Below are 26,617 nucleotides of genomic sequence, written 5' to 3' on the forward strand. Positions count from 1 at the left end.
TACCTCCGCATGTTTAAGCTTTTTATATTATATAATATGCTATTTAAGTAAAGAATCCTTATTTTTTATAAAATAATCTAAACCTGAAAAAACAGATATTATTGTTGTTAAATAGATAAGATAATTTAACAAGTTTGGTAACTCAATACCAGGATAAGCAAAAATTAATATTAAGCCTAATGATACCATTTGAAATATAGTCTTTAACTTACCATATTTACTTGCTGCAATTACAACATTATTTTCAACACTTATCATTCTAAGCGCATCAACCATTGTATCTCTACCAATCATTAATATAGTCACTAAAGGCGGTATATGCCCTGTTGCTGTGAAATATATCAACAGTGTGTTTACTAATAATTTATCGGCTACAGGGTCTAAAAACTTACCTAAATTGGTAATTGTATTAGTACTTCTTGCTATGTGTCCATCTACTGTATCAGAAACTGACGCTACTATATATATTATCAAAGCTATCAAATAAGGTATGTAAAAATTATGTCCTACAAATTCAACACTGTTTGGTGCTAACACTAGCAACACTAGCAGTATTATTGGTATTAGCAATACTCTTAATATAGTTATTTTTGTTGCGGTATTTATTTTCATAAAAGTTCTCCTATTTATAAAAACTCAACTTAACTAGTTGAGTTTTACTTTTAAAATATTTTATTAGTTAACAATAAGTAGAACAAATAACATAGTAATAAGATTATCAATACTATTAAAACAGCATCAATAATTTTAGCTCTTTTTATTTTAGCTTCTTCTGCTTCATCTACTACACCATTGTTATCCCCTAAAGCTTTAGCAACTTTCATTTGCTTAGTTTCTTCTTGGGCATCTTCATTTTTTCTTGGTCTAGTTTTTAAATTTAAAACTTGTTCTAATTCTGTATTATTACTTTGATTAAGTCCTTTTTCTGCAACTAAATCATCTAATTTTGTAGTTTCTTCTAAAGCATCAGCTTTATCACTACTTTGATTCATTCTATTTTCTAGATCTGAAATAGTTGGATTAGTAACTTGTTTAGTACTAATATTTTCTACTTCAAGATTTTTTTCTTCAACTACTGTTGCAGGTTCAGTAACAGGTTGTGCATCTTCTGCAACAATTCCTACTGTATCTTCAACTACTGTATTTGGTTGATTTATTGTTTCAAGGTCGATCCCTTTTGTTAAATCAATTACTTGAGTATTTTGTAATTCATTACTTATTTTATCAAAATCAAATGCTTCTGGTTCATTATGGCTATAACTTGCTATTTCAGCTTCTTCTTTTGCTTTGCGGTTTTCTTCCTCTTTAGCAATTCTAGTAGCTTCAACATCTTGATTTATTTTGTCTATCTCAGCAAAAATTGAATCATTCATTAAGTTATTTTCATATTCATCTTCAGCGCTTACTTCAACTTGTTCATGTGGTTCAGTTGTTTGATTTTCTAGTACTTCTATTTCAAGTTCACTTCCATCATCAAGTGGCTGTGTTAAATCTTCAACCTGTTTTTCATATGTTGTTTCTTCAACATCCTCATTTGATGAATCACTTTCCATTAGATCATTCTCATAATGAGTACTTTCTTGATCAATCTCATCTGACTCTGCTAAAAACTCTGATTCAGCTTCATCTTCAGGATATATTTCTTGATTATCATATTCATCAAAATAATCTTTATTGTCTACATTAACGTTTTGGTTGATTTCTTCAAGCAGTTGATTAAATTGTTCATCAACTTCTTCTACTTTCTCTGTTTCTGGAAGTATAGGTTCTTCTAGTAGCTCTTCTTCTGCTTCATAAAGAACATTTGAATCATGTAATTCTGCTTGTGGTTCTACACTAACTTCTTCATTAGTAAGATTTTGTACATCTTGCACATCTTCAATAGTACTACTTCTTTTAAACTGCTTTGGTATTAGCGGTTCTTTTGGTAGAAGTTCATCTGCACTAATGTTTTGTTTTTCCTTAATTTCTTTAGCTTTTTTCTCTTTCATTGCAGTATAATCATTTCGATCATCCTGTAATGCAGACAAAATTGCATTCTTATCCATACTTAGGAAGTCTGCGTATCTTCCAACAAAGACTTGTTGATAAAAATCCTGATTTTGAAAAAATGAAAAATCATTACTCTCAATTGCATCAACATATACCTTTTGAATTTTTGTTTGGTTTACCACATCATCTATTGATAATCCAAGAGATTCTCTTTTCTCCCTAAGTTGATTCCCTACTTTACTCATTCAATCACCTCTTTAATTTCTACAAAACGTCACATATTTTATATAGTGTGATTATATCACACCATTTTAAACCTATACAATAAAAAGACATAAACTATTGCTCATAAACCTGAAACATGGCTAAAATGGGCATTTAAATAGACTATTTGATATACTGTATTTGCTAGTAGACACTATTTATGTAATATAAAATCGACTGTTTTATTTGTGAAGATTTAAATTTTAATTAAAAAATGATTTCTTTTGAAACCATTATAATAAATCTTTCTTTTTTAGTATTATATATATTAGAGCCGTTATCGATACTGCAGTAATAGATACAAAGGTAGTTGATTGCATTAATTTAGGCAACTCACTTAAATTTGTATTTATACCATAAAAGCTAAAAATCATGGTTGGAACTGTTAGCAAAATTGTAATACTTGCTAAAATTCTCATAGTTATATTTAAATTATTTGAAATTAAGCTTGAAAAAGCTTCTCTTAAACCAATGATGATACTAATATTAATATCAGTCATATCAGTAGCTTGGTTAATTTCAATAATTGTATCTTCTAATAAGTCTGTATCAGCTTCAAATCTGTGAATCCATTGAAATCTGTTTAATTTTTTTATAACACTTTCATTTGCTCTAAGTGCTGATTTAAAATAAACTAATGTTTTTTCTAATGATAATAACTCTACAATTGCCTTATTATCTGGTGCCTTTTTCATATCGGATTCAATTTTCAATGAAATTTTATCTATTTTTTGAAGGGCTTTTAAGTAGTCGCCTGCCATAAAATATAAAATTTGAATTAATAATTTGTTCCTTCTTAATGTAGAGACAATCCTAATATTACGATTTATTAAAGTATTTATACAACTAACACTTTGTGGTGCAATTGTGATTATATAATCATCTAACATTACAATTCCAACTGGTATAGTATCATAGTAAAGATTTAACTCTTCATCAAATGATTCGTTTACAACATTTACTACAGTAAGAAATTGATCATCTTCTCTTTCTATACGTGGCATTTCCTCTAAGTCTAGAGGGGCACTTAAAAAATCAAAGTGGCAGTTAGTTTGTTTATAGACATACATCATTTCTTCCTTAGTAGGATTTTCTAAATGAATCCAACACTCTTTGTCTATTTGTTCTAATTCTGCTAATTTGATTCCATTGTTTTTAAATATTTTTAACACTCAATCACCTACTTATTATAAATTAAACTGAATATCGTAAGCCATGTTCTGTTCTCTAATTCAGAGTGGCAACCATTTATCTATGTGCATAACACATCCAGTATTTAGCTTTAGTTTGCTTATACTAGTTCCCCTACCGTAATTTGGGTTTCTCTTTTGTGGGGTTTACCTCGTTCCACCTGGCTTTTTTCAAAGTCAGCTACGTCACTGTGGCACTTTTAAAGGCATTAACCATATCATTTGACTTAGGTCTTTGCGCAGCCTTCAATATCATCGATACTGACTAGAGTTATTTTTTCCTCTAGCACAAACACTACAAGCATTGCAGCTTGTAAGAGCATGGACTTTCCTCTACAGACTAAATCTGCAGCGATTGCCTGATATTCAGTTTTATTATAACTTTATATTACACTTTATTTCAAATTGTTATAAACTTCTTGTTCAAGTTTAGATAATCTTTTCAAGATATCTAAAGTATTAATTTTCTCAGTTTGAACCATTTCATTTGATACAACTTGACTTTTAAGAGTACTTTCTAAATCTGCTTTAGTTTTAGATAATTCCCCATTTAACTCTTTTATTTGAGCTTCATAGCCATCAATAATCTTTTCAAAAGACTGATAATCTTCAAATACAATATCTAAAAACATATCTACTTGTTTAGCACTGTATCCTTTAATATCTATATCAAATTCTTTGTCTAAAATTATTTCACTATTTAATTTAAGTTTCTCCATAAATTGACTCACCTCTCAATTTTGTATATATAATCTAATTTATTATACATTTTATGTTCATACTTTTCAAGTAATATAAGATATTATATAATTACAATTGAAGGTGTGATTACATGATTAAGTATCCAAATGGTAAGAATTTTAGAGCAGTACATAAAGATTCAAAAAAGAGTGCTTCTAATAGAGGTATGACTTTAGAAAAAGATTTAGACAGTACAAATAAATTTTATTTAGCTCAAGAAATAGCCAATATACATAAAAAACCTACACCAATTCAAGTAGTTTCAGTTGACTATCCACAAAGATCAAAAGCTAGAATAACTGAAGCATATTACAAAACACCATCTACAACTGATTATAATGGTGTATATAAAGGCTTTTATATTGATTTTGAAGCTAAAGAGACTAGAAATTCTACTATTTTTAAATTTGCTAATATTCATCAACATCAATTCAACCACTTAGAAAGTGTTATTAAGCATGGTGGAATCGCCTTTTTTATTATAAGATTCATACCCTTTGATGAAATATATGTCATCGATGCTAAAATAATTATTAAAGCAAGAAATGATGGTCATAAAAGTCTACAATATGATATAATAAAAGCTAATGGCTACATCGTTAGTCAAAAATATAATCCAAGAATTGATTATCTGCAATGTGTAGATAATATTATAAATAAAGAGGTGTCAAAATTTGAATAATAAAAAAAATCCAAGAAGTTCCTTAATCGATAAGGTTAATGATAACAGTGATACTACTAATATACCACTTAATCGAAAAACTTCTTCAATAAACCCAAATAAAGCAAGGTCATCCTTGAGTGATAAAGTTAAGGCTGCTCCATTAGATAAAAAGAATAGCAAGGAAATTTTTCCTTCTTCTAATCAGAGTAATCAGTTGCATCAACGTAATGTTCAAGATTTAACTAATACTAGATCGACTAAACCTAGCACTCATGAAATTGCAAGTAAACTACGTTCTCAGCAAACTAAAGCTATACAGCCTGAATCAATGCAAAATGAAAAGGTTGTAGTTGATAAAAACGCTTTAGCTTCTACTGTACAAAAAACTAGTAACATTCCATTTCATGATGATGAACTTGATGTAAATTATGAATATAAACCAGAACCACTTGCTAGTGGTGGTGGTAATAACAATGATGATAACAACAATCGTCCAAGAAAATTTAAAAATAAATTTATTGATAATATTTGGTTTGCCTTTTTTGGAACTAAAATTAAATCTAAACCTTTAAGAATATTTGATTATTTTTTAAGAGCTTCATTTGCTTTATTTATAATAGGTTTTATTGGAGTATCTGCTGTAATTATTTCAAGTCCTAATCAATTTACAAAAGAACTTATTTATCGACCAAATGATACAATGGTTTATGACAACAATAAAAAATTGATTGGTAAAATTATTCAGCGACGTGAGGATGGAGCTAATGTTGAGAATATTCATTATAATCAACTTAACCAAGGAATTATAAACTCAGTAGTTGGTACAGAAGATGCAACATTCTTTTCACACCATGGATTTGATATTATTAATACGGTAGAAAATGGAGTAAAATCTGTTTTACTACGAAGTGGAAGTGCTGGTGGATCTTCAATAACGCAACAAATTATAGGTCAAACTCATGTTGGTAGAATTGGTAACTCTTCAATTACTAGAAAAATACGTGAAATATTCTTATCTGGTATTGCTGAGACTCAATTAGATAAATCAACTATATTGACTTCATATCTAAATTACTTTGATTTTGGACAAGGAAATGTTCGTGGTGTTGAGCTTGCATCTAAATACTTCTTTGATACAAGTGTTAGTAATGCCGATTATGTTCAATCATCAATTTTAGTAGGAACTTTAAATGCTCCAACTGCCTATAATCCTTTAGGTGGTTATATTGGCGATACTTATGTAAATAATTCACAAAGAAGATTAAACAATGTTTTACTTTCAAATAAAAACCAAGGCTATTTAGATAATCCTGAATACTATTTACTTCAACAAGTTAACATTCAAAATGTTATTGATTTAAATAAGAGTGTTGTTAGTGCTAATCCATATCAAGATTATATTGATGTTGTAGCTGAAGAATTAGAAAGTAAATACAATGTTGATCCATATACAAAATCTTTAAAGGTTTATACAACAATGGATAGAACAGCTCAAAAATATGCCCATGGACTTACAACTAAGAAACATGTAAGTGTACCTGATTCGCAACTAAACTTTGGTTTTATGGTTACTAAAACTCAAACCGGTGCTATTGTAGCATTAAGTGGTGGTAAACAATATCGAAATGGTGGAGCATCCTTGTTTAATAATGCTACTCAAAACAAACAGCAACCTGGCTCTGCTTTTAAACCAATTATTGATTACTCCCCTACTTTTGAATTCTTGCAGTGGTCTGATAGAACTCCAATTAGTAATGCTAGATACTATTGGGACAATGGAACTGAAGTATTCAATGTCGATCAAACAAGTGGTGGTATCTTAACAATGGATCGAGCTATTGCTTTATCTCGAAACCTAACTGCCGCACGAGCAATGGATGCAGTTACTGATAAAATTGGTTTTGATGGTTTAACAACCTACTTAAATAAATTAGGCTTTAGCTTTAGTTCAAATGAAGTTGTTCCTGCATATAGTTTAGGTGGTCTTAAACATGGGGTTACACCAAAAGAAATGAATGGTGCTTATCAAACATTTGGTAATGGTGGTTATTATATAGAACCGTTTACTATTAATTCTTATACAGATGATGAAGATAAAAACGAAATTAAAAATACTACTAAAAAGGAAAGAGTAATAGATGAAAAAACGGCCTTTATGACTTCTACAACTCTTGAAAGATCAACAAAGATTTCTGGTGCATACATATCAACTGCAAATTATAATGAAACTCCATATGCTGCAAAAACTGGTACATCAAACTGGGATGATGCAGGAGCTAAGTATGGAATACCAGATTTAGCACCAAAAGATACTTGGTTTGTAGGATATACCACTGAATATACAATGTCATCATGGGGTGGTTATGATGCAGATCAAATTAAAAAAGGTAAATATCCTAACTTCTATAATGGTACTCATGATTACTCAGCTAGAATATGGGGAGCAATGATGAAAAAAATGGTAAATGGAAAAGAAAAATCATGGTTAGCTATGGATTTACCAGATGGAATTATTGAAGCAACATTTGATCCTACTACTGAACCTCCTTATAAAATTGGATATTCAAGTAACCAAACAGCATACTTCTATAAAACAAATGCTCCAAGTGGTTACTCAAGTTCAGTAGATACAGATGATTTAAGTGTAAAATTATCTGTAGCAAAAGGAAGTATAACTGCAACATTTAATAAAAGACCTGAAGATTATGAAGGTGTATTATCTATAGGTGGAAATGAAACTTCAACCTCGAAGAATTCATTAACACTTAGTGTAAGTGATTATGATACTATTTCAGCATATATTCTTTATAACGGAAAAAAATATGCAACAGTTTCAAAGTGTTACTACAATTCAAAGCTGTATAATACTTGCCCTGCTCAAGAGCCTGAAACAGATAATAGCAATGATAATAACACTACTCAAACTCCAGAAAATGGCAATAATAATGATAATAATCAAGATTCAAATGAGTCTGAAGATAATACTGAAGACAATAATGAAAATAACAATGAGAATAACAATGAAAACAATGATCAAAACAACACAAGAAATCCAAATAATACAAATTAATTAGTACTATTTGATTTATGTTTATACCTTACTTAAGCAATTAGAAAAAAGACAAGGACAGCCATGTAGTTATTATCTGAAGAGATTCTAAATTGGCAGTCTTGTCTTTTATATTTGTTTAAATTTGGTTTAAATCATGTTATAATTATAAAAAATTGAAAAAGGGTGAAAGCATGTCGAAGGATAAGAAAAATAAGAAAAATAAAAGCACGATTCTAAAGGTTTTTGATGTATTTTTAAACCTAAGTTTTGTCGGAATGATTGCTGTTGGCGTATTATCAATATACATGTACTCAAACTTACCAGATTTAGAAATAGCAAGTATGGTAAGGCCAAATGATAGCTATGTTTATGATAATAATAAAAAACTAATAGGAACTATATCAAGAAAAGAAGAAAATCAAGAAAATGTAAAATACAGTGCATTAAATCAAAGTTTAATCAATATTCTAGTTGGTACAGAAGATTCATCTTACTTCACCCATGGTGGAATTGATGTAATTAATACTTTAGAAAGTGGTTTTAAATCTATTATTTTAAACAGTGACTCTAAAAGTGGTGGTTCATCTATTACTCAACAAATAATTGGTTGGACACACTTGGATCGTAATGAAAAAAGTGTTACTCGTAAAGTAAAAGAAATTATGTTAGCAATTAAAGCTGAAAAAGAAATAGATAAAACAGAAATAATGGAACTTTATTTTAATTATTTCTTTTATGGTAAAAACAATATTCATGGTATAGAAAGAGCTTCAGAATACTTTTTTGATAAAAAGGCTTACCAATTAGATGCTGTTCAATCTGCATTAATGGTAGGTACTCTAAACTCTCCATCAACATACAATCCACTAGGATACCATGATGAAAAAGATGGAACATATATCAACAATTCAAAAAACAGACTAAACAATGTTTTATTAGCATCAAAAAACCAAGGCTATTTGTCTGAACCTGAATTTTATCTATTACAACAAGTTCAAGTTGAAAATACTGTAAAAATAAATAATCAATCTCGAACAACTGAGTATGGATCATATATAGATGTTGTTAAAAGAGAAATGGAAGACACTTATAAAGCTGACTTCAAAAATAACTCTTATAAAATATATACAACAATGGACAAAAAAGCTCAAAAATATGCAAATAAAATTCAAAAAGGTGAAATATTAGCCTTACCAGATAAAGATATGAACTTTGGATTTATGTTAACAAAAACACAAACAGGTGAAATACAAGCTGTTGGTGGTGGGAAACAATATAAAAATGGTGGTATATCATTATTAAATAATGCTATCGACCTCCAAAATCAACCTGGATCTGCATTTAAACCAATAATAGATTATGCACCAACCTTTGAATTTTTACACTGGTCAGATCGACAACCTATTTCTAATGCTGCTATGAATTATCCTGGAACTAATACATCAATCAGAAACTTCGATGGAAAAAGTGGTGGAACATTAACTATGGATAAAGCTCTTGAATCATCTAGAAATCTAACAGCAGTTCGTGCTTTAGAAGCTGTTGTTAACAAAGTTGGTTTTAAAGGACTTAATAAATATCTAACAAAACTTGGGTTTAATTTCAAAACTTCCGAACTAACATATGCTTATGCATTAGGTGGAACTCAAACTGGAGTATCACCAAAACAAATGAATGGTGCTTACCAAGCATTTGGAAACGGTGGTTATTATATAGAACCTCATACAGTTACTTCATTTGTTGATCAAACGACAAATAAGAAAACAGAAAAAACTATTAAAAAAGAAAGAGCTGTAGATGAAAGAACGGCATTTATGATGTCAAACTCATTAGAGAGAGCAACAAAAGGTAATAGCTCTGGCTTATTAAGTGCTGCAAACTTCTCTCAAGCTCCATATGTAGCTAAAACTGGTACTTCAAACTGGGGTAAAGAAGGTGCTAGATATGGAATACCTAACTTATCAGCAAAAGATTCATGGTATACAGGGTATACATCTGTTTACACTATGTCAGTTTGGACAGGATATGATACTAAAGGTATTGAAAAAGGTAAATGGCCACAATGGGGTAGCCAACATGATTATGCTGCAACAATTTGGGGTGCAGTAATGAGAAAAATGGTTACAGGCGATGAAACTAGTTATATGGATCAAAAGGCTCCAAGTGGAATTGTTCGCGGTTCAAACGGTGCTTGGGTCTATAAATAACAAATAAGTTAATATTAAAACCCTTAGACAATTTATATTATTAGAGTGAGATTTATTCTCACTCTTTTTTATTAAAAGTATTATTTTTATTTTTAAATATCATCCATTTAGATATATAAAAATATTTTATGTTCTTAACTTAAAAATAACAAACTAACTATATACTAACAAAATTCTCATTGAATAGAAGAAGAAATTCTTTTATAATTAACTAGTAAGTAAACAAAAAGTTTTATAATATAAACAAGGAGGTTACAATGAAAAAACTAATTGAACTTAAAAATGTTTTTAAAAGTTATGATGAAACAGAAGTTTTAAATGACTTTAATCTATATATAAACGAGAATGAATTTATAACCCTTGTTGGTCCATCAGGTTGTGGTAAAACTACACTGTTGAGACTAATTGGTGGTTTTGAGGAATTAAACAGTGGGAGTATTATTTTTGATGGTAAAGATATTGCTCATATTCAACCAAATGAAAGACAAATAAATACTGTATTCCAAAAATATGCTTTATTCCCTCATCTAAATGTTTATGAAAATATCGCATTTGGACTAAGAATGAAGAAAAAAACCGAACAAGAAATTGAAGAACTAGTAAATTGGGCTTTAAAACTAGTTGATTTAGAAAAAATGAAACAAAGAAAAATTGAAAAGCTTAGTGGTGGGCAACAACAACGAGTTGCTATTGCAAGAGCTATTGTTAACAAACCAAAAGTACTTTTATTAGATGAACCACTTGGTGCTTTAGATCTAAAACTTAGACAAGAACTTCAATATGAATTGAAAGAATTGCAAAAAAACTTAGGTATAACATTTATATTTGTAACTCATGATCAAGAAGAAGCTTTAACAATGTCAGATACTGTAGTTGTTTTAAACCACGGAGAAATTCAACAAATCGGTACACCAGAAGATATTTATAATGAGCCTAAAAATAGATTTGTTGCAAATTTCATTGGTGAATCTAACATAATTAGAGGTGTATATAAAGGTAATAGAGTAGTAGAATTTGCAAACACCCTTCTTGATTGTGTTGATGATAATTTTATAGTATCTGAACCTTGTGATATTGTAATTAGACCAGAAGATTTTGATGTTGTTGATTTAGATAATGCTAAACTGATCGGTACAATAACTGATAAAGTATTTAAGGGTGTCCACTACGAATTCATTATTGAACTTGATAATATTAAAGACAAAGAATTAGTAGTAAACGCTTATGAAGATAAAGAAATAGGAACTAAAATAGGATTAAGTGTTGATCCATTTGAAATTCATTTAATGAAGGTAAAAGATAATGAAAAAGTCTAGATTAATCATTCCAATTTACATGATATGGTTATTTGTATTAGTACTAATACCTTTTTTATTAATGGTATTTTTAACATTTACCAATGCAATTGGACTAGATTTTAATAACATACATTTTTCATTAAATAATTTTAAAAATTTAACATCAAGTATTTATTTACAAGCATATATAAACTCAATTACCTTATCATCTATTGCATCATTACTATGCTTGTTGATTGGGTATCCAGTAGCATACTTTCTTTCAAAGATGGAAGGAAGAAAAAGAAACTTAATGTTTGCCTTACTGATTTTACCTATGTGGTCAAATATGCTACTTAGAATAATTGGATGGGAAATACTATTTAGTCCTTCAAGCATCTTAAACATGTTTGGTATAAGCCTAGATTTAATAGGAAGTCCAATTGCCATTATTATTGGTATGGTCTCAACCTATTTGCCATTAATGATTTTCCCAATTTATACTTCTTTAAATAAACTAGACAATTCATTAGTTGAAGCTAGTAAAGATTTAGGAGCTACCACAATTCAAACTTTTACCAAAGTTATTTGGCCATTATCACTTCCTGGTGTATATAGTGGAATTACCATGACATTTTTGCCAAGTGCAACTAATTTTGCCTTACCAGAAAGATTAAGTGGTGGAAAAATAAATTTAATTGGTAATTTAATCAACTCAAATTTTGGAAAATCTTTCAATTATAGTTTTGGTAGTTTGTTATCAGTAATACTAATAATCATTATCTTTGTTGTAATGATATTCATAAACAGTAAAGACAAGGATGGTGACTTATTATTATGATAAAAAAGATCTCAAAAGTACTAATCTTTATAATAGCACTTTTATTACTTTATATACCAATTGCAATATTTTCATTTCTATCAATAAACGATTCATTAAGACCTTATGAATTTAATGGTTTTACCCTTAAGTGGTATATTGAAATATTCACCGATAAATCTTTATTTACTGCAATAATGAATACCTGGGCAATAGCAATTGCAGCAACTGCAATTGCTACAGTAGCTGGTACATTAATTGCAATCGGAATTAATAGTTTAAAAAGAAAATACCGTAATATTGTTTTATTCTTAAATAATATGCCTATATTAAATGCCGATATTGTAACTGGTATTAGTTTAATGCTAGTATTTTCAATTTTAGGGTTTACTTTTGGACCATACACAATGTTAACAGCACACGTCTTTTTCTGTATACCATTTGTTGTCTTAAGTGTAATGCCTAAACTTAAACAAATAGATAATAATACATATGATGCAGCTAGAGATTTAGGCTGCACACACTATCAAGCTATTAGAAAAGTAATAATACCAGCAATAAAAACAGGAATCATCTCTGGTGCTTTAATTGCTTTCACTATGAGTATAGATGACTTTATCATCTCATACTATACAACCGGAGATGGATTTTCAAATTTCTCAACTTGGATATATTCAAGAATGAATAGAAGATCATTTTCTCCTGCAGCTTATGCATACAATACAATAATTACACTAGGAATTCTTGGGGTACTTATATATATAAATATGTTTTCTAAGAAAGGAACAAAAAATAATGAAAAAAATTAAAATATTACTTGTAGCAATATTTGCAGTAGTTTTAAGTGCCTGTAGTGGTTCAGGTGGAAATGAAAATACACTATACTTAATGAACTGGGGAGATTATATAAGTGAAGATGTAATTAAAAAATTCGAAGATGAATATAAAGTAACTGTTGTCTTAAGTGAAGTTGAGTCAAATGAAGCAATGTATGAACAAATTAAAAATAATAGAACAAGTTATGACATTGCAGTTCCAAGTGATTACATGATTGAACAACTACAAGATGAAAATTTACTAACTGATATAGATTATTCAAAACTTAGTAACTATGATACCAAAAATTTAAATAAACTAGTTAAAGAAAATGGACCTGATTCTAAAAATTATGTTCCTTACTTTAATGGAACAATTGGTATAATGTATAGTACAAAAAATATTTCAAATATTAAAGATGTTATCGAAAAAAATGGATGGAATGTTTTATTTGATCATACATTGCTACCAAATGCAAAAATCGGTATGTATAACTCAAGTCGTGATGCTTTTGCTGCTGCTTTATTAAATCAGAACAAAGATGTTAATGCAACTAATGAAAAAGAACTTAACAAAGCATATGATGCTTTAAAATCAATGAACTATGATGTATATGGTGATGATAATCTTAAAAAAAGTGTTGGAATAGGTAATTTAGATTTAGCACTAGTATACTCTGGTGATTATTATGATGAGATGTTTGCAGCAGAAGAAGATGGTCGAGATTTAGACTTTCACTTTTACACACCAAAAAGTACAAATTATTGGGTTGATGGTCTAGTAATTCCATCTACAAGTAAAAATCCAGAACTTGCACATAAATTTTTAAACTTTATGCTAAAACAGGATAATGCAGTTGAAAATGCAAGCTATATTGGTTATGCTTCACCTTTTGTTAATGTAATGGATGCACTAAAAAAAGATGAAGAAACAGCTTACTTGTTTGAAGATCCATTTTATGATGCAAGTACTATCAAAGGTTTAAAACCACAAGCATATCATTTCTTAGGATTAGATTACATGGTGAAACTAGAAGAAATGTTTACACAATCAAAAAGTAAATAATATTAATCAATTACTCAAGGTAACAAATTTTGTTACCTTTTTTTGTGCCCTATTTCATATATTAATTACGGCAATATCTAAAAGATGTTGATAATATATCTTTAAAATATTGCCTAGGAAATTAAAAGTCAAATAATATTATAATTTAATATAGTAAGTATAATTAGATGCAATACCTTATCAGTAATTAAAGATAAAGAAATATTATATAAATAGTTATAATTTTTACTCATAGACTTATAAAAGCCTTAATATTCATAAAATATCCATAATTTAGTTATAATTTAGTTAATATATATTGACTAAGTCAAAAAAATGAGTATTATATGATAAAGGACATTTTGTGACATGTCCTTAAATAAAAAATAGATGGAGGATCTTATGAAAGTTCAAAAGAAAAATTTTATTAATGCCTTTGCTTGCGTATTAATAATAGTCGTTATTTGTGAATTTATCGGACCAAGAACATTAACTTTAGGTAAATTCAATATTGCATTTTTCCCAATGCTATATGCTGTATTAATTGCATTATGTATTACCCCAGATCTATTAGGATCCAAGATAACGATTTTAAAAAAATATATCAACGAAAAAGAAATAGATATTGCAGGTGATGTAGTAGGTATTGCACTTGTAATGCTAGGTATTAAATATGGTACAACCGTTGGTCCAAATATTGAAAACATTATTCAAGCAGGACCAGCATTTATAGCTCAAGAGTTTGGGCATATCTTAGCCCCTATTGTTGCTTTACCACTTGCATTACTATTTGGTATGAAAAGAGAAGCAGTTGGTGCTACAGCAAGTATTTCGCGTGAGCCATCACTAGGAGTTATTTCAGAAAAATATGGTATTAATTCACCTGAAGGAAGTGGTGTTTTAGGAACATATCTAATGGGAACAGTATTAGGAACAATTTATTTTTCTTTACTTGGTTCTGTTGCAGTATTTACTGGATTACATCCCTATGCATTAGCAATGGCATGTGGAGTTGGTAGTGGTAGTATGATGACAGCTGCTGCTGCATCATTATCAGCATCCCTTCCACCAGGTATGGAAGATACAATATTATCCTATGCTGCTACAAGTAATATGATGTCAAGTATTACTGGTATCATCTTCTTAGTATTTGTATCATTACCATTTACTAATTTCTTATATGCAAGATTTGAACCATTCTTTGCAAAATTTCATAAACAAAGAAAAGAAAAGAAAATAACAGTGGAAAAGGAGACAGACAATGTTTAAAAATATCGATTTAAAAAGAACTTCTTATCAATTATTAGTTATGTGTTGTATTGGAATTACAATCTTAATTGGTCAAAGAATTAGTTCTGGAACATCAATTATACTTGCAACTCCAGGTATGATAATGATAATTGTTACTGCAATGTTAGCAATATTATTAAAAGATCTATTTCCAAAATCAATCTTTCCTGCTTTTGGGTTTGCAACTATAATTGGATTATTATTAAGTATGCCAGCTTCGCCAGTAGCTGATATCTTTCTTGAAAATACAAACAATGTTAATTTTATGGCAGTAACAACACCATTATTAGCATTTGCTGGATTATCAGTCGGAAATAAAATAGAACAACTAAAAGAAATGTCATGGAAAATAGTAGTTATATCAATATTAGTTTTTACAACTATTTTCTTTGCCTGTGCTACTATTGCTCATGTAGTATTAACACTTCAAGGAGCAATCTAAAAATATCAAAGGAGAATTACTATGAATAAAGAACAAATAAAAGAACAAATAATTAAAACAATAGATGATAATAAAGAAAAAATTATTAATGTAGGAAGAGAAATATATAAAAATCCAGAGTTTGGATACAAAGAAGTTAAAACTACTAATGCAGTATATGATTTCTTTAAAACTGAATTAAAACTAAATGCCGAAAAAGAAATCGTTGTAACAGGTGCCAAAGCAGTTGCAAATGAAAATGTTGATGGTCCAAACATCGCTATACTTGGAGAATTAGATGCAATTTCATGTAAAGAACATAAAGATAGTAATGACATTGGTGCATCTCACACATGTGGACATAATATTCAAATTGCCGGTATGCTAGGAGCAGCATATGGACTAGTAAATAGTGGTATTCTTGATCAATTAGCTGGAAAAGTTACTTTTATGGCAACACCAGCTGAAGAATTTATAGAATTAGAGTATCGTCAAAAATTAAAAAACGAAGGAAAAATAACTTACTTTGGTGGTAAACAAGAATTAGTAGATAAAGGACATTTTGATAATATAGATATGGCTATGATGTTCCACTCTTTAGACTTACAAGATGATAAAGCTTTAGTCGGACCAGAAAGCAACGGCTTTATTGGTAAAAAAGTACACTTCATTGGAAAAGAATCTCATGCAGGTTCAGCACCACATGAAGGAATAAATGCTTTAAATGCTGCAATGTTAGCAATTAATAATGTTAATGCACTTAGAGAAACATTTCCAGAATCAGAAAGAGCAAGATTTCACCCTATCATAACAAAAGGTGGAGATATTGTTAATGTTGTTCCTGCAAATGTAGAGATGGAAACATATGTAAGAGCACGTACAATAAAAGGTATGATTTCTATTAATAGTAAAGTTAATAAAGCTTTACAAGCTGGAGGAATGGCAGTAGGAGCTAATGTGGAAATAACAGAAATTCCAGGTTATTTACCAATTTTACGTAATTATGAATTAGATAATTTATTTAAAAACAATCTAGAAACTATCGGTATTGAAAGTAACAAAATAGTTGATGGTGGAGATTTTACTGGATCATTTGATTTTGGAGATATTTCTCATTTAATGCCAACACTTCACCCAATGATCGGTGGAATTAAAGGAGCATTACATACAAGAGATTTTGAAATAATAGATGAAGATATCGCATATATAGCACCAGCAAAAGCAATGGCACTAACAGTAGTAGATTTATTATTTGATGATGCAAAAGAAGCAAAAACAATTCTAAAAGATTTTAAACCAGTAATGAACAAAAAAGAATACCTAGATTTTATGCAAACAAATGATCGCATAATAAAATTCTAAACATAATAATAAAAGCACAACATAAGTTTTTAAAAACTTATGTTGTGCTTTTTTAATATTAAAATAAAATTTCAATTAAATTTTTAGGTCTACCTGCTTTGTTTAAACTTTCTTTAGCTACTACTTTTGCATAATTATTGTCGATCAGTTTTGCTATTACTCTTCTTGCACTTCTATCACTAATTCCTAAGTAATTTGCAAGAACTTTTGTATCAATATTTTTACTGTTGTTTAGTTTGGTGAGATTTTTAATTTTTATTATGCTCTCTTGATTAATATGTGTTTTCAAGACAATATCAATTATATCTTTATTGACTTCATAAGCATTAACAATAGGTAAATTCATATTAGCACTCATAGTAGTTACATTATCATTTTCATCAATTAAGTAAATATAATTATTATGACTATCATTATCTCTTTTAATAGCCTTTGTAGCATTTACTTCAGCTTGATAGGCACTATTACCTATTCCTATTCCTATTTTAATCTTATAACCTAACTTACTAATATTAGTTTGTAATTCATTTAATAACTCATAATTTAAGCCATTATCTAAGACACCTTTATTGGCAAAGATTAAATACTTACCTTTTTCATAATTAAAATATGTACCTTGAATATTACGAGCATATTCTATTATTTCTCTATCTAGAAAAGTCTTATTCAAAATACTATTATAATAATTATCAACAGTAAAATCATAATCATTAACACTAATAAGTTCTACACCTATCATAGATTCTTTTGCTGAATTTAAAGCAATCTTTTCTATAAGTTTATCATATGCATTTTTTATTAAAGGAGTAGTAGGTTCTAATAAATACACATTATGATTTTCAGATTTTAACTTCTTATATACATCTACAAAACCAGTGAACATAATACTATTACTTTCTGTAGCTTGTTGAAGATGCCATTTATAATAATCATCTTCGCTCATATCAATCATAAAAGGCATAGTATCATGTTTTATATGTTCTAAAGAAACTTCTTTTAAAATATCCTCTAGTAATACTTTATCAACAACATCAACACTTAAATAAGTAAAAGTATCAAAATCATTTTTCGCCTGCCATAAAGCCTTAAATATACTAGTCCCGCCTCGGGATATATAGACAAAGGGTTTAATTATATTATGGACATTTACAATTGATTGGTAAACTCCTATTCCAGTAAAAATGATAGCATCACATTCAGATTCACACTCTTTAATAACTTCATAAGCTTTATTAATTTCTTGTCTAATATAAAGTTTAATACTAATGTTAGTATTATATTCTAATAAGACTTTTTTTATTTTGTGGCACGAATTATATGGCCCAATTATTCCTATTTTCATTTATATTCCTCGTTTATTTCATGTTATTATAATTATAACATATCTAAAAAAAATAAGGCATTTAAAGAAGGAATCAACAAAATATGTAAATATTTAAAATAGAAAAAATATAGTATAATTATCTGCTATAGACATATATATATATTATATAATATGCTTAATAGATAAATGATTATGTAAGTGTATTAAAAAATATCAATAACTAAGAAAGGAAAAAATATTATGAACATTGAACAAAACAATAAAAAAAGTAGTACAAATTCAGTAGAAACAACATATAAGTATCTAAAACAAGCAAATATAGTTTTTTTTATACTAACAATATTAGCATCTTTATTCTCTGTCCCATTTTTTAGTGAGTATTACATCTTTACATTTTTATGGATAGTAACAAGCATATTAGCTTATTTTTATAGAAATAGAATTGAAGGAAATGTCATAGTCAAGGATTTTTCTTTTTACAATGACATAGTTGTATCAATAATCTTCATAATATCGTATATATTTTTAATCATAACAAGAAATAAAACTATATTCTTTATTATGTTTTCAATAATTGCCGTTGATATTTTAATTAAAGAATATTTAAAACAACAAAAGAAAACAAAAACTATTAAATAATAAATGCTTACACATTATCTAGAGTGCTTTATACCTAGCATCAATATTATATTAAAAAGTGATGATACAATGTAATTATCACTTTTTTATTACTCATAAACAAATAAATCAATAATCCAAATAGTTTTTATTTGCACAATAAAACCCCCATTATAATAAATAGAAATTATTATAATGGGGATTTTATAGTAAGAAAGTGTCTTTATTGATTTTGTTATTTAATTAAAATTGTAATACTCCAAAAACGATAATAGAAGTAATAGACATACTTAATCCAATACCAATTTCATAAATTAGGATATTAAGTCTTTCTTTAATTGACATATTAACACTACTTGCACTTAAATGGAAAAAAGATCCATTTGGTAATCCATCAAAAACAAAACTAGAAGCATTAATCATTGCACCAGCTTGCAAGCTAGTCAATTGTGAGGCTAATATTTCATCTTTAAAGATTGAAGATGTTAAGGTTGTTGAAGCTGTTGATGATGCTGTTGCGATATTCATAAAAATACAAGCAATAGGACCTAACAACAATACTGGTATACCTAGCATGTTTATAGCATCAATTAAAGTATCTTTTAATTCTGAATTTTTAATAATTCCAGCAATTGTTCCAGTTCCAATTAATAACAAAGTTACTCCACTCATTCTACTTAAACCAAGTTCTAAATAGTTAACAATATGTTTTTGTTTTTTCATAAATATCATTCCTGCAATTCCACCAACTGGTAATGCTACTAATGGATCAATATCAATACCAAATAATGGTCTTAAAAGCATGATTGCTGCTGCAATAACAGGACCACTAATAGCTGCTAATAATTTTGGCTTTTCAACATTATCATGCTCTTCATTTACTTCAAAAGATTCGCCTTTCTTTTTAAGCATAGTTGCAAATATGAAGGTAACTATAATACCTATGATTGCTGCATAAATTCCAGCAAACATCAATTGGGTTAAAGGTATATTAAAACTATCAGTTATAGCCATTGTATTAGGATTTGGTGACATAACAGTACCTGTTTTAACACCACCTATCATTGCTATAAGCAACCCGCTTTTGTGAATACCACTTTTAGCAGCAATTGACATTGCAATTGGAGCTACAGTCAATATCGCAATATCGCCATATACACCAGCAGCGCAAAGTAATGCTGTTGCTAATATAATGGCTAAAATTGCGTGTTTATGACCAACTTTATCAATAATGAAGTCTGCAATGGTTATAGCTGCATTAGATTCAATTAAGCAGCTTGCTAAAATACCTGCAGCAATGACTCTAATGATTGCTGGAGAAATATCTTGTATCCCCACTATCATAAAATCTACTGTATCAACTAAAGAAACACCACCAATTAAGCCACCAACAATAGCTCCTGCCATCATTGAGTAAGTTGGTGATATCTTTTTTAATATCAAAATAATCGCTACAATTAATGCTGCTAAAGCTCCAATACTACTAACCATTTTAATCACACCTTTTTATATATTTAATCAATCTTTAAGTAATGTTTTTATACTTCTACCTAGATAATATCCTATTATACAAAATGCTATTTCTGAAAATTTTAAAGTTCTATATGATAAACCTGTTACATTAAAAGCTAATGTTAAAGTTGAATATAGTAATACAAATATTAAAAACGAATATTTTTTTTCAAAAACAAAAGAAAAGAAGGTTAATGTAATAATTCTTAAAGTAACATAACTAAAGAAAAATGTTACTAGATTTGACTTTGCAAAAAATAAAAGTGAATAAATGTAAAAATTTATTGCAGATAAAGAGGTATCAATTAAAGCTAATTGATCGGTATTTTGTATAAAAATTTTAAATACTCCAATTAATATAATACTATAACTAAAGTAATTAAGATATCTTATATATTTATTTTTACTTCTATATAACAAAGATAATATAAATATAAATAAAATTAATAAGCCATTAATATAAATAGAAATATTAAACATATCAAATAAATATAAATTAAAATAGCTAACTTGATTAAGCATATAAACTCCTTTTAAAAAAAGACAAGCAAAGCTTGTCTACTCATTATTATTTTATATAAAACTAGATTTTTCTTAAACCACCTAATGCTTTGACCACTGGTGGAACAACAATAGCTGCAAGTACAACTTCTATCCAACCATTAGCAGCAACTACACCAAGTAATAAATTAAAGAAGCCACCTGGAAACAATGATTTATCACCAAATAAATACATCATTCCTAAAACACTACAAGTGTGAAATATACATGCAATAATTGTTGATGTTAAACTTGCTGCATAGACACTCTTAACTTTTTTCATTAAGTATACAAACAGATAAAAAGCTAATAGTGCAAAGAGTATTCTAGGTAGAATACTTACAAGTGGATTTTGAAATATAAAATCCGTAGGTGAACTTGGTCTAGTCATAGCAACTATCCAACTTGATACACCAAATGTAGTTCCACATATAATAGCCATTCTAACATTTTTAAAAGCCATAGATCCAATTAAAACTGGAATATGAATAATTGTTACTGCAACTAAATTAATTTGAATATATCCTAAATATGGTACCAATGCCATAACTAATATAATAGCCATAAACATAGCTCCAATAGTAATAATTCTAGTATTTTTCATTTTTTCCTCCAACTATCGTCCATACAGGTACGATGTTTCTATAATATTAATTCTGCAATTTGATTATCTGTTAATAAAGTATAATCACCAAATTCTAGACTCTTATCAAGTTCTAGATTTTTTATTCTACTACGATGTAGCTTTAAAACTTCAAAGCCTTGACTAGCAAACATTTGTTTTACTTGATGAAACTTACCTTCAGTAATAATAATACTAACTAAAGAAGTATCATCATAATTTTCTATAACTTTCAATTTTGCAGGCTTTGTCAAATAATCATTTTCTATTATAACACCTTTTTCTAGATTAGCAATATTATTAGTTGATAATAGACCATCAATCAATGCATGGTATTCTTTTTCAACTTTTTTCTTAGCATTAGAAATACTATGTGCCCAACTACCATCATTAGTTATCAATAACAAACCAGTTGTATCTAAATCTAATCTTCCAACACAAAATAAATCTAAATAATTATATTCTGGTATTAAATCCATAACAGTTGGATGAACATTATCAACACTTGCACTTACATAACCACTAGGCTTATTAAACATAATATATACATTTTTAACATACTCAAGAATAAAACCATCAACAACAATTTCATCATTGTACTCATCTATTTTATAATCAGCCTTGGTAATTACTTTACCATTTACTTCTACTAGTTTAGCTTTTACTAGTTTAGAGACATCTTTACGACTACCATAACCACTATGCGCTAATAATTTATCTAATCTCATCATCTTTTAAACAACCTTCCAATTTTAGAACTAAACTTCTCTTTAATATCTTCTGGAATAAGATTTAGTTTAGTTGCAATAAATACATATATTAAAATACCTAAGATATACAAAATTCCTGTTTCAATGAATATTAGGAAATAAGAATTAAAATCAATCTTAGAAGCAATAAATCTTACAGTAATAAACATAATACTACTTGCACCTGCTGTTAAGAATAGTGTTGTAAAAAAGTCAGTGTAATCTAATCTGAAAATATTTTTTAATACTATTAAACTAGGTATCATTGAAATCAAACAAGAAATAATACTAGATAAAGCTAATCCTAATATGCCAAATTTAACTATCAAAAAGTATGTTGCTACTAATTTAAAAGTAGTAGATGCAGCAATAAAGACTAGAGCTCTTTTTCTTTGTGATAATGATAGCATCATATTATCTACGATAACTGAGAAAGTATTAACAATTGAATATAGTGCAAAGTAATTAAAAATATAAGCACCATAAGCAGCATTTCTACCAGTAGATATCACATAAAAAGTCTCATAACTTGTTGCCATCATTAACATAACAATCGGTATTAACACTACAATTGTACCATTTATTATTTTTAAAATTAATTGTTGAATCTTGCGACCATCTCTTTGTGCATATGCTTCTGATAAATGAGGAACTAAAGCTACTGATAAACCAGTAGAGATAGTCATAGGAATAGTTAATAATTTATTGACACTCATTCCATAAATAGTTGAAAATGCTTTAGCATCATCAGTAGTAAAGCCATGAGCAACTAACCCTCTAATAGTATAAAATAAATCAATTAAATCATTTGATTGAGCTAGTAAAATAACTAAAATATAAGGAATTGATATTGCAAATAATTCTTTATACAAAGCCATAGTACTTATATCAACATTTGAGCCTAGTTTTTCACCTTTTTCATGTAACCTATGAAAAATTCTTCTCATATGACGATATTTAACTAATAAATAAAATAAAGAAGCTACTGATCCTAATGTTGCACAAAAGACAGCAAAGTAAACCGCATATAAATTATTGACAATTCCAGCACCTGCTAATAGTAATACAGAAAATATAAATGTTGAATTAATAAACTGTTCTACTAATTGAGAAATAGATGATACTTGAATTTCTTTATATCCTTGAAAAAAACCTCTAACTACACTTAGAATAGGAACAAATATTAAAGCAAGAGCAATAATCCTAATACCCCAAGTTACATGTCTAATTACATCAGGATCAGTACCAGATGTAACAATTACATTTGCTAGAGTTGGAGACAATAAAACTAAGCTTAAGCAACAAACAACCCCTATTGTTAACATCATCATTACATTAGATCTAAGTAATTTGAAACTTACTTGATAGTTATTAAATGAGTTATATTTAGCAATCATACTAGCTGTTGCAAATGGGATACCTGCTGTTGCTATTAATAAAACATAGGCATAAATTCGATAAGCACTAGTAAAAACTATTTGTTCATTAACATCTAAAAATCTATTAAAAGGAATAAGATAAATAAACCCTAATACCTTCGATAAAAAGACTGCAAGTGTTCCCCACATTGCACCCTTAAGTAAACTATTTTTCTCCACAACATCACTCCCTTAAAGTCAATCTTAATTATACCATACACTGTATTAACAATAAAATACTTATATATATCTTAATTTACATTATATCATTTTTATTTCTTTATATTTAGATATATATTTTAAAGATAAGTCTAATATAACCTTACCGTTTTCACTAAACTATAATTATAGATATCTAATGTATAGTAAATACATATACAAAACACAATTAACATACACAATTCAATTGTGTGCATGCTATAATAATCTTGTGTCAGAAGAGTAAATGCCCATCAAATTTTGACACTATATAATTTTCCTTTTTGATTGCATCTGTTCTTTATAACAGATGCATTTTAATTATATTAGTACATATATCAAGCAATTTATTGCTAAATGCCTTATAGTAAGGATATATCATACAAATAGGAGAACTAATATGGATCAAAATATCAAAAATGAAAATTTAAAAAAACTTAGTAAACTAGAATATGAAGTCACTCAAAATAATCAAACCGAAGCTCCCTTTTCAAATGAATATGATAATTTTTTTGAAGAAGGAATCTATATCGACAAAGTAAGTAAAGAAGTATTATTCACTTCTTTAGATAAATTTGACTCTGGTTGTGGCTGGCCTGCTTTTACAAAACCAGCATCAAAAAAGAATATTATCGAAAAAGCTGACTTTTCTCATGGTATGCACCGTGTAGAGGTTAGAAGTAAAGGTGCAGACTCTCATTTAGGACATGTATTCACTGATGGACCATTGAAAACAGGTGGATTAAGATATTGTATTAATTCAGCTGCAATTGAGTTTATACCTAAAAACCAATTAAAAAACACTGTATATGAACAATATTTGTCTTTATTTGAAAAATAAATAAAAAAGACTTGCAATTATTTTTATACAATGGTAATATGTTATGCATAGCAACGAACAAAGAACTTAAATCAACAACTGATTTTTAAAGAGAGAGTCTTTACCAGCTGAAAGAGACTTAAAATTAATGATTAAAGGAACACTTTGCAAGCTAGACAGGAGAAAATAATAAGTAGACTGTCTCGGACATAGTTAGTCCGTTATCAAAGCAAAGGCGCAGATTAATTTTAATCTGAACTAGAATGGTACCGCGTTTACAGACGTTTCTAGATTTAATCTAGAAACGTCTTTTTTTATAAAACGATTCGCAACCAATTACAAATTGAATATTTAAAATACTAAGATAAAAGAAGTAATATCAAAGAAGTGTTACAGAAAAGGCTAAATGATGAGAATGCCTACATGACTAAATATTAACTAACACTTTTGGAGTAGGCATGGAGAAATAATAGTAGACTTGCCCGGATAATTAATTATTCGTTAACAACAAAGATGATCGAATTATTTAAAATATTCAATCAAGTAGAATGGTACCGCGACTGTCGCTTCTATATGAAGGGACTTTTTTTTTAATCAAAATACAAGGAGGACATAATCATGTCAACATTAATAACAAAAAAAGGGTATAAATCAGAATTAAGTTTACTAGAAACGCAAAAAGCAATTAAACATTTAAAGGATTTCTTTCAAACTGCATTAGCTAAGAAATTACAATTAACAAGAGTTTCAGCACCATTATTTGTAAAAGCTGATACAGGATTAAACGATAACTTATCAGGATGGGAAAAAGCTGTAACTTTTGAAACTAGATTCGCTCAAGACTTACAAATAGTACACTCTTTAGCTAAGTGGAAAAGAAAAGCTATTAAATCATATGGACTTGAAATTGGCGAAGGTTTATATGCTGACATGAATGCTATCAGAACAGCTGAAGTTGTCTCTAATATTCATTCTATCTATGTCGATCAATGGGATTGGGAAAAAAGTATTGCAAAAGAAGATAGAAGCGATGCTTATTTAGAAAAAATAGTTAGTGATATCTTTGCCGTTTTTAAAGAAACTGAAAAGTATATCAATGCTATATATCCATTCTTGAGTCCTAAGCTACCTGAAAAAATTACTTTTATAACTTCACAAGAACTATTAGATATGTATCCAGACTATACTGATAAAGAAAGAGAAACAGCAATTGTAAAAAAATATGGAGCAGTTTTCTTAAAACAAATAGGAGATAAATTATCTTCAGGAGAACCACATGATATGAGAGCTCCAGATTATGATGATTGGGCTTTAAATGGTGATATCTTAGTTTATAACAAACCACTAGATTCAGTTTTAGAACTATCTTCAATGGGAATAAGAGTTAGTGAAGAATCATTAGTAGAACAATTGATTAAAGCTGATGCTCAAGAAAGATTAGAATTACCATTCCATAAAGAATTACTAGCAAAAGAACTTCCTTATACAGTTGGTGGTGGAATAGGACAATCAAGATTATGTATGTTCTTCTTAGAAAAAATTCATATTGGAGAAGTACAAAGTTCAGTTTGGCCAGAAGAAATGATCATAGAATGTAAAGAAAGCGGCATTGAACTGTTATAATTTCGTTTTAAATAATTATAATAGTTATAATTTCTTGTCAACAAGACAGTATT

22 protein-coding genes and 1 other RNA gene are annotated in these 26,617 nt (G+C 28.5%); 13 read left to right on the forward strand and 10 right to left on the reverse strand.

Annotated elements, in window-relative coordinates:
* Nucleotides 1–39 precede the first annotated feature (39 nt).
* The 5 genes from pgsA to ACD762_RS07280 form a co-directional block, all read right to left on the reverse strand.
* Entirely contained in the window at nt 40–612 is a 573-nt protein-coding gene (pgsA, locus tag ACD762_RS07260; RefSeq protein ID WP_423363314.1) for a CDP-diacylglycerol--glycerol-3-phosphate 3-phosphatidyltransferase, read from the reverse strand.
* Nucleotides 613–662: 50 nt separating this feature from the next.
* Nucleotides 663–2,237, reverse strand: a complete 1,575-nt coding sequence (locus ACD762_RS07265) for a helix-turn-helix domain-containing protein (protein ID WP_423363315.1) — start codon at nt 2,235–2,237, stop codon at nt 663–665.
* Nucleotides 2,238–2,489: 252 nt separating this feature from the next.
* Nucleotides 2,490–3,428, reverse strand: a complete 939-nt coding sequence (locus tag ACD762_RS07270; RefSeq protein ID WP_423363316.1) for a magnesium transporter CorA family protein — start codon at nt 3,426–3,428, stop codon at nt 2,490–2,492.
* A 33-nt stretch (nt 3,429–3,461) separates the two neighbouring features.
* Nucleotides 3,462–3,813, reverse strand: an RNA gene (rnpB, locus tag ACD762_RS07275) — RNase P RNA component class B.
* A gap of 28 nt (nt 3,814–3,841) precedes the next feature.
* Nucleotides 3,842–4,165 (reverse strand): DivIVA domain-containing protein, encoded by a 324-nt coding sequence (locus tag ACD762_RS07280; RefSeq protein WP_423363317.1) that lies wholly within the window; start codon nt 4,163–4,165, stop codon nt 3,842–3,844.
* A 113-nt stretch (nt 4,166–4,278) separates the two neighbouring features.
* Between ACD762_RS07280 and recU the strand changes: the two genes are divergently transcribed.
* The 10 genes from recU to ACD762_RS07330 all read left to right on the forward strand — a co-directional run bounded on the left by recU (nt 4,279) and on the right by ACD762_RS07330 (nt 17,140).
* The gene (gene recU, locus ACD762_RS07285) at nt 4,279–4,869 is read left to right on the forward strand and encodes a Holliday junction resolvase RecU (protein WP_423363318.1); all 591 of its coding nucleotides are present in this window, start codon (nt 4,279–4,281) and stop codon (nt 4,867–4,869) included.
* Nucleotides 4,862–7,921: a transglycosylase domain-containing protein gene (locus ACD762_RS07290; RefSeq protein WP_423363319.1), complete on the forward strand. Its 3,060-nt coding sequence runs from the start codon at nt 4,862–4,864 to the stop codon at nt 7,919–7,921. The genes recU and ACD762_RS07290 overlap by 8 nt, the downstream gene beginning before the upstream one ends.
* A 173-nt stretch (nt 7,922–8,094) precedes the next feature.
* Nucleotides 8,095–10,110 (forward strand): transglycosylase domain-containing protein, encoded by a 2,016-nt coding sequence (locus tag ACD762_RS07295; protein ID WP_423363320.1) that lies wholly within the window; start codon nt 8,095–8,097, stop codon nt 10,108–10,110.
* Nucleotides 10,111–10,367: 257 nt separating this feature from the next.
* Nucleotides 10,368–11,426 (forward strand): ABC transporter ATP-binding protein, encoded by a 1,059-nt coding sequence (locus ACD762_RS07300; RefSeq protein WP_423363321.1) that lies wholly within the window; start codon nt 10,368–10,370, stop codon nt 11,424–11,426.
* Nucleotides 11,413–12,231 (forward strand): ABC transporter permease, encoded by an 819-nt coding sequence (locus ACD762_RS07305; RefSeq protein WP_423363322.1) that lies wholly within the window; start codon nt 11,413–11,415, stop codon nt 12,229–12,231. The genes ACD762_RS07300 and ACD762_RS07305 overlap by 14 nt, the downstream gene beginning before the upstream one ends.
* Nucleotides 12,225–13,016: an ABC transporter permease gene (locus tag ACD762_RS07310; RefSeq protein WP_423363323.1), complete on the forward strand. Its 792-nt coding sequence runs from the start codon at nt 12,225–12,227 to the stop codon at nt 13,014–13,016. Before ACD762_RS07305 ends, ACD762_RS07310 begins: the two co-directional genes overlap by 7 nt.
* Nucleotides 13,003–14,088, forward strand: a complete 1,086-nt coding sequence (locus tag ACD762_RS07315) for an ABC transporter substrate-binding protein (RefSeq protein WP_423363324.1) — start codon at nt 13,003–13,005, stop codon at nt 14,086–14,088. The genes ACD762_RS07310 and ACD762_RS07315 overlap by 14 nt, the downstream gene beginning before the upstream one ends.
* Nucleotides 14,089–14,469: 381 nt before the next feature.
* The gene (locus ACD762_RS07320; protein ID WP_423363325.1) at nt 14,470–15,336 is read left to right on the forward strand and encodes a DUF3100 domain-containing protein; all 867 of its coding nucleotides are present in this window, start codon (nt 14,470–14,472) and stop codon (nt 15,334–15,336) included.
* Nucleotides 15,329–15,799 (forward strand): hypothetical protein, encoded by a 471-nt coding sequence (locus ACD762_RS07325; RefSeq protein ID WP_423363326.1) that lies wholly within the window; start codon nt 15,329–15,331, stop codon nt 15,797–15,799. Before ACD762_RS07320 ends, ACD762_RS07325 begins: the two co-directional genes overlap by 8 nt.
* 21 nt (nt 15,800–15,820) lie before the next feature.
* Nucleotides 15,821–17,140, forward strand: coding sequence for an amidohydrolase (locus ACD762_RS07330; RefSeq protein ID WP_423363327.1), 1,320 nt, complete (start codon nt 15,821–15,823; stop codon nt 17,138–17,140).
* Between the two features lie 58 nt (nt 17,141–17,198).
* On the opposite strand, the gene ACD762_RS07335 is transcribed toward ACD762_RS07330, so the two are convergent.
* The gene (locus tag ACD762_RS07335) at nt 17,199–18,482 is read right to left on the reverse strand and encodes a hypothetical protein (RefSeq protein WP_423363328.1); all 1,284 of its coding nucleotides are present in this window, start codon (nt 18,480–18,482) and stop codon (nt 17,199–17,201) included.
* Between the two features lie 222 nt (nt 18,483–18,704).
* Here ACD762_RS07335 and ACD762_RS07340 point away from each other — a divergent pair, with 222 nt between their 5' ends.
* Nucleotides 18,705–19,103 carry a hypothetical protein gene (locus ACD762_RS07340; protein ID WP_423363330.1) on the forward strand — a complete coding sequence of 133 codons (399 nt, stop codon included), beginning with the start codon at nt 18,705–18,707 and terminating at the stop codon, nt 19,101–19,103.
* Between the two features lie 222 nt (nt 19,104–19,325).
* Here the strand turns inward: ACD762_RS07340 and ACD762_RS07345 are convergent, their stop codons facing one another.
* The 4 genes from ACD762_RS07345 to ACD762_RS07360 all read right to left on the reverse strand — a co-directional run bounded on the left by ACD762_RS07345 (nt 19,326) and on the right by ACD762_RS07360 (nt 24,103).
* Entirely contained in the window at nt 19,326–20,573 is a 1,248-nt protein-coding gene (locus ACD762_RS07345; RefSeq protein ID WP_423363331.1) for a GntP family permease, read from the reverse strand.
* 604 nt (nt 20,574–21,177) lie between these two features.
* Complete coding sequence (locus tag ACD762_RS07350; protein ID WP_423363332.1) at nt 21,178–21,738, reverse strand: ECF transporter S component; 561 nt, start codon at nt 21,736–21,738, stop codon at nt 21,178–21,180.
* Between the two features lie 38 nt (nt 21,739–21,776).
* Complete coding sequence (locus ACD762_RS07355) at nt 21,777–22,487, reverse strand: pseudouridine synthase (protein WP_423363333.1); 711 nt, start codon at nt 22,485–22,487, stop codon at nt 21,777–21,779.
* Nucleotides 22,475–24,103, reverse strand: coding sequence for an oligosaccharide flippase family protein (locus tag ACD762_RS07360; protein ID WP_423363334.1), 1,629 nt, complete (start codon nt 24,101–24,103; stop codon nt 22,475–22,477). Before ACD762_RS07360 ends, ACD762_RS07355 begins: the two co-directional genes overlap by 13 nt.
* A gap of 418 nt (nt 24,104–24,521) precedes the next feature.
* Here ACD762_RS07360 and msrB point away from each other — a divergent pair, with 418 nt between their 5' ends.
* Complete coding sequence (gene msrB / locus ACD762_RS07365; RefSeq protein WP_423363335.1) at nt 24,522–24,962, forward strand: peptide-methionine (R)-S-oxide reductase MsrB; 441 nt, start codon at nt 24,522–24,524, stop codon at nt 24,960–24,962.
* 597 nt (nt 24,963–25,559) lie between these two features.
* Entirely contained in the window at nt 25,560–26,564 is a 1,005-nt protein-coding gene (gene asnA, locus ACD762_RS07370; RefSeq protein ID WP_423363337.1) for an aspartate--ammonia ligase, read from the forward strand.
* Nucleotides 26,565–26,617: the final 53 nt, after the last annotated feature.

Origin of the sequence: Mycoplasma sp. P36-A1 (assembly GCF_049478495.1) — a bacterium.
In the GTDB taxonomy this organism is placed as follows: Bacteria; Bacillota_I; Bacilli_A; order JAJDGJ01; family JAJDGJ01; genus P36-A1.